Raw genomic sequence first — 12,358 nt, forward strand, 5'->3', positions numbered from 1 at the left:
TCCATAATGCGTTCGAAAAGAAATGTTACAGGTTTCCCAATATCGCTTCTTTTCCAAAATACAGTGCGGAACACCAGGAACTGACGATAACAAATCCTGCCAAACCGGCCATGGATTTGTGCATCGGGTTTTCGGCCTTACTCAGAAAGAGTGACATCAGCCACATCCAGGTGGGAACAATCAACCATTCGAACAAATTCATCATCAAACAAGCCATCATGGCCAGTGCGTTCGCAATTTGCAGCCAACGATACATGGTATCGTCTTCAAAAGCAAGCAACATTTGCCAGAAGAAAAAGAATAGAACAAATCCTAAGAAAAACCAGGAAGAAAAAGAAACCATGGTATTCATTTCACGCTCAAAATCGCGCTCTGCAAAGATCAGTTGCATGACAAATTTGGAGGAGACCGCCAAAAAGGCCGTCCAAAGTATCAGGGTCACTTCTTTTAACCCGATTCTTTTCCGGTTTGCAATCAATAAAACGATAGCAACCAGAAACAAGCCCGCTTTATACAATCCGAAAGGAAAAATAAATGCTCCATCCTTCATCAAGGTGGATAATCCATACATTCCGGCAGTCAGAACAGCAAGTAAAACGATCCGTTCACTAATCATTTTTCTTAGCCAGGGCTTCTTCGATATACTCGAAAGTGGAAAGAATGACCGGTTTTCCGTCAACTACGGCAATGTCGTGTTCGAAATGTGCACTCGGCTGACCATCAGCGGTTACAATGGTCCAGTTATCTTCCAATTGAATGACCTTTTCAGTTCCCATATTGATCATCGGTTCAATGGCAATTGTCAAACCATTCATGATCTTTTTACCACGCCCTCTTTTTCCGTAATTGGGAACTTGCGGATCTTCATGCAATGTTTTGCCTAATCCGTGTCCGACCAGTTCACGAACAACTCCGTAACCATGCTTTTCGGCATGCGTTTGAATCGCCCAACCGATATCTTCTATGCGATTAGAGGTAGTTGCCTGTTCGATTCCTAAATACAGACATTCTAACGTTACATCCAGCAATTTTTGCTTTGCTTCGGAAATTTTTCCAATCGCAAAGGTATAAGCGTGATCTCCATAATATCCTTTGTAAATAGCTCCGCAATCCACAGAGACAATATCTCCTTCCTGGATGGTTCGCTCGGTTGGCAAGCCATGAACAACCTGCTCATTCACCGAAATCAACAAAGTACTCGGACAACCGTATAATCCCAGGAATCCCGGAATCGCATCCTGTGAACGAATATAAGCCTCAGCCATTTTATCTAATTCAAGCAAGGTAATCCCCGGGCGAATGATTTCCGCCACCTTCCCCAACGTTCTGCTAACGACCAGGGCCGCCTGACGCATAATTTCGATTTCTTCGGCTGTCTTATATTTAATCATACTCTTATTCAAGAAATTCATTGGATGCAAAGATAAGAAAAAGCGAAGCTTTTGAAGACTAAATTATGACAAACGTTAGTGCGGAAATAATTTAGGAGAAGCGAAGCTTTTGAAGACTAAATTATGACAAACGTTAGTGCGGAAATAATTTAGGAGAAGCGAAGCTTTTGAAGACTAAATTATGACAAACGTTAGTGCGGAAATAATTTGGGAGATGCGAAGCTTTTGAAGACTAAATTATGACAAACGTTAGTGCGGAAATAATTTGGGGCGCAGTTGCAACGACCATTGGTGCGACAGCAACGAAGGAAAACTCAGGATTAAACTTCGTGAGTTCAACTTCTCTCTGTGGTTGACTTAGCAGAGTCGGCAACCGGTTTATTTCGCAAAGCGTTTTAGCTGGAACTTTTCAAACGTATATTCCGCCGTATAGATCTTCAGTTGCTCGTCCAGGTCGTACCACGGTGAAATTTTGCTGTTCATTGGGTTCATCAACACCTGAATTTCCTGGGCCGGCATATAGCTTTGTGCTAAAAGCACCCGTTTTTCCCCATCTACCTTTTCAACCATATCCACCACGATAACAGCATGTCCAGGTGACCCGCCACGAATCAATACATCCCCGATTTCCACGTCCTTCAATTCCACGGAACGCAATTCCTTTTCCAGGGAAAGTGTGCTTGCATAATTGAAAACCGTTTCCATGTATTTTAAAAACGACGAATAACTCTTATCGGGAGCAGCCGATTTTTGCCAAAAAACGGAATTCCCGTTCAGCACTACCCGGTTTCCTTCCTGCCATTTTGAATACGCGCAATTGAAGCCACTCACAAATCGAAAATGAATGTCTGAATATCGTTTGTTTTGGAATAAATATTCCCCCCGCAAACGCATCACCGCATCGGCACATTGCTGCAAATCCCTTTTACCTACAGACATGTCGATAACCGCCACATGTGCACCTTGGTTTCCTTTTAAATTACCGTTGTATAAATGAACAGCGGAACCATGCTTTTTAAGCGGGAGATTGCGCAAATAAAATCCGAAACTGCTGCTGTCCTGCGCTGTCCGCACATATCCTTCGGGAGGAAGAAAGCGTGTTGCGATTGTTGATCCGGAGGTATCGATTACCTGTTCCTCCGCATACACTCCATGGATGGTTTTTGACGGATCGAAGTTACAGGAAGTCATTCCTGTTAAGGCAATTAAAAATACGGCAAATGTTCGTTTATTCATGGATATGACGGCTTCAAGTTCGATGCAAGATAAGGAATCCCCTAAACACCAACCCACCTTTCAAAAAAAAACCGACTCACGGATGAATCGGTTCTTGTTATGTGTTATCACGCACTCACAAGGGATTTGTGTATCCTTACTTCCCTTTCGGAACGTGCGTATCTGTGAACTTTTCTGCTGTCGCATTCCAGCTGTCAATTAACGCAGAACGTTTCTTATTCAGGTTTTGAGTGGTTGCATTGAATGTATTCACTCCGGCATTCATCTCGTTTACAGCTTTATTGTATCCATCTACATCAGCCTGCGTTCTTTTCTTTTCCGGAATTTCATCAAATGCCTTCTTCACTTTATTGAAGTTTTCTGTTTTCATGAAATAATCTGCCATTTTGGGGGTTTCGTTTTTCCCTTCTTCAATGTAGAAATTCAATAGTTTTCTGGTGGCTTCAACCATGCTTTTATCATTCTTATAAGGTTTTACGGCATCCAATTTTTTCAATCCTTCTTCCGCTGCAGCAACCAACGCATTTCTGTTTTGCTCAATGGCATTGATGTCCTGACGGCCAATCGCATCCATCAGGTAAACTTCCTGTTTAAAGCTTTTAAAGAAAATCAAATAAATCTCATTATATGTATCGTACACTTCTCCGGCTACAGCCATTTTTTTATCCAATGGATCATCGGATGTAATCAGATTGATATTATTTGATCCTGCAAATGATTTTTGTTCCCTGCTGATCATTTCCGAAGCTTCTATCAATTTATCATTCGCACGTTCTCTCGCCAGCATGTAAGCTTCCATGGCATCATACGATTCTTCGGAAACAGCTTCCATATCCACGATTTTTGCATAATCTTCTTTCAACACAAGATTTGCAATCCGGAAATACTCAATCACCGAATCACGGAATTGTGTCGACCCGTTAAATCCTTTCGCAGATTTCGCCTTGCTTAACGCCGCATTGGAGGTTTGAATTAACTCCACTCTCCGCTTTTCTACTTTGCGGGCACTTTTACCGTGTGAAACAGAACTGGTATAATCCCACATATCCTGTTGGATCTTGCCGTATTCCGCTGTAAATACATTCATATACTCTACTGCGGTTTGTGCGTAGGTATTCGCCGTTCCGAAAAAGGCGATCATTAAGGTGATTTTTAGTAATCGATTCTTCATTTGTTGTTTATTTAATTGATTAATTGCAGCCATTCGTTCATTATTCCAAGTGCTTCAAACAGCTCAATGTCTCCTTTTAAGTGCGTTGTAAAATCTTCAAAGTATTTTTTCAGGATCGGGTTCTTATCGTAAACAGTCTGATCAAATGAATTCGAACGCACCTGGTAGTTCCAATTCGTCGTATTTCTCCAGGTTTTGAATCGTTCCATTACAGCAGCTGCTTTTAAAGACTCATTCCAGTATGCGGTCATGTCTAAAGAACGGATTTGATTTTCAGTGTAATCCTTCCCGATTGAATCCAGCATGTGATAGTAATTCAAATAAATTTCTTCGGTGCGCTGCCTGATAGAAAACGTTTTTAATTGATCCACCGGTAAATCAACTGATGATGGTGTATATACCATTTTTTTGTCAATCGCTCCCGGAACCAACGCATTCTTATAGACCCGTTCACGTTCTTCGATCGTATCAAAAGAAGTTTTTCCCAATTCAATGTCAGGTATTACACCAATTCCCTGGTTGGACTTTCCATTCACCCGGTACAAAAACCCGCCGGTAATATTGGCGTATCCATAATCCGGATTTTCCTGCAACGCTGAAAAATCACCTACCAGCGGATCCAGGGGATAAACTACCTGGCTGGTTGCTTTACCAAAACTGGGAACACCAACGATGATCGCTTTCTTATAATCCTGTAAAACCGCTGCAACGATTTCAGAAGCTGATGCGCTTCCAGCATCGATCAAAACCATCAATGGTCCGTCATAAATAAATCCACGGTTAATGTCTTTCAGAACTGTCACTTCTCCGGTGTTATCGCTGGTAGCCAAAATTGGTCCGTAATCAATAAAAATCCCTGAAAGCGCGATTGCTTCATACAACGAACCGCCGCCATTTCCGCGTAAATCCAAAATCAATCCTTCAATGCCGTCTTTCTTCAATTTCAGGATGCATTTTGCCATATCATTTGCACAACCTTGCTCGGTAAAACTGGCTGTATGATTGGTGTAAAAATCAGGAAGGCTGATGTAACCAATCTTATTCTGACCCGTCATCAATGCATTTTTGATGTTATCATTATCATTGTAGACAAGTGTTTTCTGAAGATCAACCTGTTCTTCTTTCCCGTCCTGATCTTTTATGCGCAAGGTAATCTCTCTTCCCTGGAAATTCTTGAATGCCTCCGACAGCTCCTTCAGTCCGCTGATTCCGGATTTCACTTCCAGCCAAGTAGTCGAGTTCCAGTTGAAACGGACTCCCAGAATCTGATCTCCGGTGACAAGCTCATTACTTAACCAGGCGGAACTCCCCGGAAGAATTTCGGTAAGTATAACCCGGTTTTGTTCGTCCAGTCCATAAGAGATCCCGAATTTTTCTTTTTGGGTCGACAATTCTTCTACAAACCCCGCCTTTTGACTTGGGCTGAAATACAAACTGTGCGGGTCGAAACTCATAGCAATGGCATTCAGGTACATTTCCTGCATTCCCTTTTTGCCCTGAACCATTTCAAAAAAATTGGAATAGCGGGTTTCAATCTTTATCCGTGCCTTTTTTTCAAATTGAGTCAGCGAATCTTTCAATAACACCTTTGCATCTTTCGGATGCATGGCAACAATCTCTGAAAAGACAGCCAGGCACAAATTGTTCTCCCAAAAAACCTTGTAATTTTCCGAAGTCAACTGATCCCGCATCTTCGGGTCATATTTTTTTGTGCTGTTCAACACAACCGGTTTACTTAAATACCCTTTCTGAATCGCCTGGATCTGTTTGGATCTTTCGGTAAAGATCCGGTAAAACTCTGAGAAATAATCTTGTTTTCCGTTATCAATATCCTCATTCAATTTCGAGCTCAACTTCTTCAGGTATGCCAAATCATCGGATAATAGGATTTCCTTTTTCGAATCCATAAAAGAATAAAAGTAATCGTGGACCTGGTTTCCGAATTCCGCATCGATTGGTCTCGGTTTTACATGTTTGTTTTGGATTTTTTTGACCAATAGCCGAACACTGACAGATAATGAGTCCGGTTCTCCAGCAACTGATTGAAATGCAAGAAGCAAGCTTAGTAAGGTGATTGTAAGTAAAGATCTTAAACGCAAAGTAAGGATTTTTCAGAGACAAAAGTACTACGAATTTTGATATGGAAAAAATCTCAAAGAAATTGATTAAAAAAACAATTACGGTTCTTTAAACAATCCGAAAATCTCTATATTATCAATTTGTAATTCAGATTTCACAAACGAATTCCATTTAATAAGCTGCCTTCTGTTTCTTCCGTGATCTACGTCTTCAAAGTACATCTTTTTTATCAAATCACACATTCTGATGAATTCATCATACCTTTCATTCAGCTCTTCCCGAGTGAGGACCTTGTTTTTCAAAGTCTTTTCAAGTTTTCTTCGCTCTATTTCAACCAAATCAAAGTAGATATTTATAAAACAATGAGTTACCGTATCAATTGGAAGCAAATAATAACTTTCATACGGATCAAAAATCGTACAGGTCAGTATATTCGTTGAATCCTGATAGGAATTCATATCCAAAAAAACCTTTACGGAAAGGTTGTAATTTCGATCGGTAAGGCCAACTTTAGAGTGGTCAAGTAATGAATCGGGAATGCTTTCTTTAAAGATAATCCGGTTGGTCGACCATCGAATATAAGGTTCCTGGAAAAAACCCTTTTTCAACGGAGAATCCGTTTTGACAGAATAGTTTGCATTTGTCATCGAAGCCGGGTCGGAAAAGAAAGCAAGGTTACTGTTCTGATGATCATTCATCCGGTATTCATCGTTGTATTTCCAAAAGAAATCATTTGAAGGGATAGAGAATATCTTTCTGTAATCAGATGCTTTTTTATCAAACTCAAACTTTGGAATGAAAAAAGTTTCGTCATAGTCATAAGCATATAATAGCGCACTCGTCTTGATTCGGTAATTTTTCTCACCTGATTGACCAAATCTACTTTTATAAGCAATTTCATAGTTAAAGTCTACATGATTAAACAATTGTTTTCCATTCTTGGGTCCAAATGTCTTTGTGATTTGAAGATTAACCTTCAAAATACTATCGGATTCAAAAAGTGGTAGAAAAGGATGGATTTTACAATCCTCACACTCCATTGTTTGCTTCACCAATCTGTTTTGAGTGGTATTTAACCAGATTTTTCCTTTGAAATAATTACCTGATCTTATTTTGGGCAAGTAGTTGATTACCGTAATCGAATCTTGATTGTCGTCCAGGTATTTACGATCCAGATTCAGGTAAAAACCACGTCGCATTTTTTTTAAGTTCATCGAAAGCGGACTCAAGGGAAAGTAATCCGTTTCATTCATTACTTTGGATAATATAATCGCTTTGGAACTTTCAGTCGAAACAAACATGCGCATTTGTTCATCGTAGGTTTGCATGGCAATTCGCCCGGCTTTCAACTCCTGACTTGAAAGTTCGTATCCCGAAAGCCCGACATTGAAAAAACCTTCTACCAATTCCACTTGTTTATCATCGATAAACGTTTTCAACTCATAGTAGGATTTCGCCTGCTGTTTGATTTTATTCGGATTGGTTCTACAGGCTTCCAGAAGATGAAACAATTGAATATTCTCATTAAGCGTCACCATCACTTCTCCCAATTCGGTAATGCTTTCCTGCATTTTCACCACATAAAACCCTGTTCTTTGATCCAGTGTAAGTCTTTGAGATTTGAATCCGACACTATGAATCCAGATGGTATCTGTCCATTTTTCAAATGAAATCTTGAAAAATCCATCTGCATTGCTAATGGTTCCTTTCCTTAGCGAGCGATTCTGAATATTTGCAAAAGGGATTGCTTCATTAGTTGATTCATCCATAATTTTCCCTTCGATTTCTCTTAGCTGACCAGTCAGTCGATTGGAGAGTATGAAAATCAGTATGAAGAGCAAGTATTTCATCAGTAGTATAAATTGTCGGGATTAAATTATCGAATTATTCTGTAAAACAATAAAACTATTGACTTAAGTGCCTCAACAAAAATGTCCCCGATAATCAGGGACATTTTAACGGTTCATCCGTTTTCTCATTTCAAAGCTATTTTCTTCTCGATCCGCTTTTTCATCTCTTCCAAATCGGACATAAACGAACCGGTTTGAGCCAAAAGCATGGCTTCTTTGATTACTTTTTGTGCTTTTTTAAACTTCAATTGTTTTTCCAGAAGCAGGGCTTCATAATAGAAGAGTAATCCCCTGTCTATCCCTTTTCGTTTTCGTGCAAAAGCCAACAGTTTCACCATCTCTTCAAATTCTTCCTGGATTAGTAAACAATCCAAAAAGTACGTGTAGGTTTCCAGGTAGTCGACACTGGCAGCAAGCGCTTCCCTGAAATAGCTGTTTGCGAGCGGATAATCCTTAAAAATCTCCAGGTTCACTCTTCCCATCAGGCAAAGTGCAATCGGATTATTCTCTTCGTATGCCATTGCATAATTCAACGATTCCAAAGCTTCTTCCAGGTTGTACGGATAGTAATCCAGGGCTTTTACCAGGTAAATATTTGCTGTCATAAATTTTCCATTTTTGTAACGATAGGGCAGGTATCAGTCGCGACTGATACCTACCCATTCAATTCTTTTTTTAATTCCTGTTTCAATTTATTGCGTTGTTTCTTAAAAGTCTTCTCCGCCTTTTTGGGTTTAAAATCCATCCCGGTAAAGGTTCTCACCGGGTTTCCGCGTTCCAGTTCCTGGTGCTGCGACCAGGTTTGATTAATAACCGAAACCAGCTTTTCACTTTGGACCTTTTCCAGCTTTTCACGGATGCGTTCACGAGCAATTTTCTTGTTCTGAAGCTGCGAACGGCTTTCCTGTACAAAAACCATGGTTCCGCTCGGCTTGTGAATTGCCCGAACCGCAGAACTGACTTTATTCACATGCTGTCCGCCTGCCCCGCTGCTTCGAACAGATTGATAACTAATCTCATTTTCGTCCCAGCCGGTAATTTCCACCGGGTTTACCTCAAAAATGCCCACAAACCAATTTTTTCGTCCATGATTGGGACGATACGGACTTTGCTGAATCCATTGTATCGTCCCTAACCAGGATTGAATTGCTGTCTGAATCGCAATTCCGTTGATTTGGATGGTGGCGGATAAAATCGTTCCGTTTTCTTGCCCGGCAGTGCGATCAATCACTTCTGCCTGTACCCCTTTCTGCCGTAACTCTGCAAGCAAAGCGGCCAAGATTTTCCCGGCGGCCAACTGGCACTCCAGAGGACCTTTTGCTGTTGTGATATGTACTAATTTTGTTTCCATTTTGTTGCTTCTTAATGTCTTCACTAATGCTTGACTTGAATCACTAAGCTGTGCTTTTCCTCGGCTTTTCCATCTTGTGAGATGAAGCCTCAGTCTTCACTAAGCTGTGCTTTCCCTCGGCTTTTCCATCTTGTGAGATGGAGCCTCAGTCTTCACTAAGCTGCGCTTTCCCTCGGCTTTTCCATCTTGTGAGATGGAGCCTCAGTCTTCACTAAGCTGCGCTTTCCCTCGGCTTTTCCATCTTGTGAGATGGAGCCTCAGTCTTCACTAAGCTGCGCTTAGTTCTTGTCCATTCTCACAATACGTGGAACAAATGTCCCGATCGTTTCTACCAATTCCTGCTGATTTCCCATGACCTGATGAATGTTCTTATAAGCCATCGGAGCTTCATCTACTGCGCCTCCGATCAAACTGACACCGGCATTATTCAAGGTTTTCATCATCTCGCTTTTCGTGAACCTGCTTTTACATTCCGAGCGTGAGAACACGCGTCCGGCACCATGAGATGCTGAATTCAAACTGGAAGCATTTCCCAATCCACGGACAATAAACCCGGGTGCTGTCATACTTCCGGGAATGATTCCCCATTCACCTAAACCGGCTGGTGTTGCACCTTTTCGATGCACAATACATGCTTTGTCATTAACGGTTTCTTTCCATGCAAAATTGTGGTGGTTCTCTATCGTCATCAACATGCGGAGCCCCAACTTTTTGGTCAATCGTGCGTGAATATCATCGTGACAAGCTTTTGCATATTCACCGGCAAGGTTCATGGCATTCCAGTACTCTTGTCCGTCGTGTGTGTCCAGGTTCAACCAGGCCAAATGCTGCACTTGTCTCGGCAACGGGCATTGTTTCACAGCCAATTGCGTGTATTGTTTAGCAATTGCTGCTCCCAAACCCCGTGAGCCGCTGTGACTCAACAAAGCAAAGTACTCTCCCGCAGGTATTCCTGCATCCGAAGCAGTAATCGTTACTGTTCCGAATTCCACAAAATGGTTTCCTCCGCCGGAAGTTCCCAACTGCTGGTATGCCTTGGTTTTCAACTTTCTCAAAAGTGGAATTTCGCGAAACAGCTTGCTTTCCATAATCGGATGATCGTGTTTGATCTTGTGTGTTTCATACATTCCGAACTTGGTATGTTCCGAAAGTAAATTCTCCAATTGATGTGTTTTTCCATTGAAAAACGACGCCGGTGCATCGAAAATGCTCAGTGACATCCGGCAACCGATATCTACTCCGACCCCATAAGGAATCACCGCATTATCCGTTGCCAAAACGCCTCCGATCGGTAAGCCGTAACCGTAATGTGCATCAGGCATTAAAGCTCCCTGAACTGAAACAGGTAATTTCAAAGCCTGGTAGAATTGATGTTTTGTTTTGTCATCAATTTCATTTTCGCCGTAGATCAAAAACGGTGATCGTTCGATCTTCAATTCGTTGAATTTCACCTCAACCGGTGCAATGAGTCCTTCTGCCACCTTGCCCCAAATTCCATCTCCGATGTATTCATCCGGAGCGTAAAGCAATTCGGACAATTCTTTCAGAACGCGGTCTTTTGTTTCTCTTTTTTTATACCTGCTGATCAGCCCTAAGGCGATGTTTACAGAGTTGTCGTTGGGGAAGCCTATTTTCAACAGATCTTTCCCCTTAATCTTATTTCCCATTTTTCTTTCTTTGGGATCGAATCCTTTTTTACCACTGATGCACAGATAAAACATGGCACTTACCAGTCGCCATTTGAACTCCAAAAGCGAGTCCGGTAAGCGAGTCCGGTAAGCGAGCATAAAATCTGCGCATTTGTGGAAAAGTAATCATCGACTTGTCGATGCATCCAACAAAGGATTAATCCTGTTTTTGATTGCAGTCATTTCTGACCTTGATTAAAAGAGATTCCGGGAAATTTTGGTGGTACCTAAAACAAAAAAATCCGAAACCTCTAGGAGCTTCGGATTTTCATATACAGATGATTTTATAAATCGCTATTGAAAAACCCAAAGCCCGAGCACACAAGCATCTTTGCCTGTAGGAGCTCCTAATGTCGTACTGAAATTGATCATTGCTTCGGTTTTTAAAATTGTTAATACTTGTTTTTGTCGACATCTTTTCGACAGCACAAATGTAACGCAAAAAAAATGATACGGTTGTGTGCGAATTGAAAAAAAAATTGGGGAGCGACTGGTTATTACGTAGTAATAAGATTTTTTTGAGAAGCTCTTTTCTGTCTGCTTCTCGATACTTTTGCTGTCGTTTTTTTGAAAATTTGGGTTTAACCAGAACCGCAAAAACTCGAAGTGACAGAACCTTTAAAATTTAATTTTCACCTGGTAGATCTTACTCAACCCGTTCGCTCCCTGGTTCACATATTCCTGGAATTCAGCTAGGTTTTTAAATGCTTTCGTCCCGATCTCGACACGTTTGCTGGTGAAGTACAAAGTCTCTGTTTTTTCATCATAAAAGGGGCAATATTCCATGTGTTTGCTGTTGATAATCGCTCCCAGATTTTCTGCTTTTTGCCACGTTCCTGTTGCATCTTTTTTGGCGATATATAAATCACCGCTTCCATTGCCATCCGGAGTATTGTATTTGGTGTAAAGCAAGAAGCGCTCATCACTGGAAATGAAGGCATTGAATTCATATCCGGAGCTATTGATATTATCGTTCAACAAAACTGGTGAAGCATACTTTTTTCCGTTCCAGGTACAGAAATAAATATCGTCTTTTCCCTTCCCGGTTGTGGCATCCATCGTGAAATACAGGTTGTTGTTTTTGCTCAGTGTCGGGTAGAATTCATTGTTCTCCGAGTTCACTGATTTTCCGAGGTTAATCGGTTCGGACCAGGGATCCGGATTGGATTTTCGTTCAACGTACCAGATATCAAAATTTTTCTCAGTGACCTTCGTTCCTTTTTCAGGTCGGTCAGAAGCAAAATAAAGACGCAATCCGTCATCTGAGAGAAATGCTTCCATGTAGCTGTTTTCGTCGCAAAACGGGAGCAATTCGGGTTCGGTCCATTCGTTTTTTGTTTTTCGGATTCGCGCAAGTTGTGAAATAGTGCCGTCCGGACTTTGAACGGTGAAAAATGCTTCTGTTCCGTCTTTGGAAATGCAAAAATCACGCACATTCAGGAATTGGTTGAGGCTTTTATCGAACAGAGAGACGGAAAGGGAATCCTGTGCAAAAGAAAAGCAGGAAATGAATAGGATACAACTTAGTTTGAATCGCAGCATGGCTATGAATGTTTAATCGGTGAAAGTACGTAATTTGTGGTCGCAAAAGT

10 protein-coding genes are annotated in these 12,358 nt (G+C 41.2%); all 10 read right to left on the minus strand.

Going from position 1 to position 12,358, the window contains the following annotated elements; genetic code table 11:
- Positions 1-25: 25 nt before the first annotated feature.
- Complete coding sequence (locus tag FO442_RS09085; protein ID WP_144332858.1) at positions 26-616, minus strand: hypothetical protein; 591 nt, start codon at positions 614-616, stop codon at positions 26-28.
- The gene (gene map / locus FO442_RS09090) at positions 609-1,391 is read right to left on the minus strand and encodes a type I methionyl aminopeptidase (protein WP_144332859.1); all 783 of its coding nucleotides are present in this window, start codon (positions 1,389-1,391) and stop codon (positions 609-611) included. The genes FO442_RS09085 and map overlap by 8 nt, the downstream gene beginning before the upstream one ends.
- Positions 1,392-1,769: 378 nt before the next feature.
- Entirely contained in the window at positions 1,770-2,627 is an 858-nt protein-coding gene (locus FO442_RS09095) for a DUF4846 domain-containing protein (RefSeq protein WP_144332860.1), read from the minus strand.
- A 136-nt stretch (positions 2,628-2,763) separates the two neighbouring features.
- A complete protein-coding gene (locus tag FO442_RS09100; RefSeq protein WP_144332861.1) occupies positions 2,764-3,798 on the minus strand; it encodes an LIC11966 family surface protein in 1,035 nt (344 codons plus the stop codon).
- A gap of 11 nt (positions 3,799-3,809) precedes the next feature.
- Complete coding sequence (locus FO442_RS09105) at positions 3,810-5,897, minus strand: S41 family peptidase (RefSeq protein ID WP_144332862.1); 2,088 nt, start codon at positions 5,895-5,897, stop codon at positions 3,810-3,812.
- 78 nt (positions 5,898-5,975) lie between these two features.
- Complete coding sequence (locus FO442_RS09110; RefSeq protein WP_144332863.1) at positions 5,976-7,727, minus strand: carboxypeptidase-like regulatory domain-containing protein; 1,752 nt, start codon at positions 7,725-7,727, stop codon at positions 5,976-5,978.
- Positions 7,728-7,852: 125 nt separating this feature from the next.
- Positions 7,853-8,332, minus strand: coding sequence for a hypothetical protein (locus tag FO442_RS09115; RefSeq protein WP_144332864.1), 480 nt, complete (start codon positions 8,330-8,332; stop codon positions 7,853-7,855).
- Positions 8,333-8,382: 50 nt separating this feature from the next.
- Entirely contained in the window at positions 8,383-9,078 is a 696-nt protein-coding gene (gene prfH / locus FO442_RS09120; RefSeq protein WP_144332865.1) for a peptide chain release factor H, read from the minus strand.
- 278 nt (positions 9,079-9,356) lie between these two features.
- On the minus strand, positions 9,357-10,745 hold the full coding sequence (locus FO442_RS09125) for an RtcB family protein (protein ID WP_144333197.1): 1,389 nt from the start codon (positions 10,743-10,745) through the stop codon (positions 9,357-9,359).
- A 639-nt stretch (positions 10,746-11,384) separates the two neighbouring features.
- Positions 11,385-12,308, minus strand: a complete 924-nt coding sequence (locus FO442_RS09130; protein WP_144332866.1) for a TolB-like translocation protein — start codon at positions 12,306-12,308, stop codon at positions 11,385-11,387.
- Between the last annotated feature and the right edge of the window lie 50 nt (positions 12,309-12,358).

The sequence above is a fragment of the Fluviicola chungangensis genome (assembly GCF_007558725.1).
In the GTDB taxonomy this organism is placed as follows: Bacteria; Bacteroidota; Bacteroidia; order Flavobacteriales_D; family Crocinitomicaceae; genus Fluviicola; species Fluviicola chungangensis.

Coding starts and splice junctions, on each gene's coding strand:
- FO442_RS09085 (WP_144332858.1), bottom strand. CDS start 616: ATGATTAGTGAACGGATCGTTTTACTTGCTGTTCTGACTGCCGGAATG.
- map (WP_144332859.1), bottom strand. CDS start 1,391: ATGATTAAATATAAGACAGCCGAAGAAATCGAAATTATGCGTCAGGCG.
- FO442_RS09095 (WP_144332860.1), bottom strand. CDS start 2,627: ATGAATAAACGAACATTTGCCGTATTTTTAATTGCCTTAACAGGAATG.
- FO442_RS09100 (WP_144332861.1), bottom strand. CDS start 3,798: ATGAAGAATCGATTACTAAAAATCACCTTAATGATCGCCTTTTTCGGA.
- FO442_RS09110 (WP_144332863.1), bottom strand. CDS start 7,727: ATGAAATACTTGCTCTTCATACTGATTTTCATACTCTCCAATCGACTG.
- FO442_RS09115 (WP_144332864.1), bottom strand. CDS start 8,332: ATGACAGCAAATATTTACCTGGTAAAAGCCCTGGATTACTATCCGTAC.
- prfH (WP_144332865.1), bottom strand. CDS start 9,078: ATGGAAACAAAATTAGTACATATCACAACAGCAAAAGGTCCTCTGGAG.
- FO442_RS09125 (WP_144333197.1), bottom strand. CDS start 10,745: ATGGGAAATAAGATTAAGGGGAAAGATCTGTTGAAAATAGGCTTCCCC.
- FO442_RS09130 (WP_144332866.1), bottom strand. CDS start 12,308: ATGCTGCGATTCAAACTAAGTTGTATCCTATTCATTTCCTGCTTTTCT.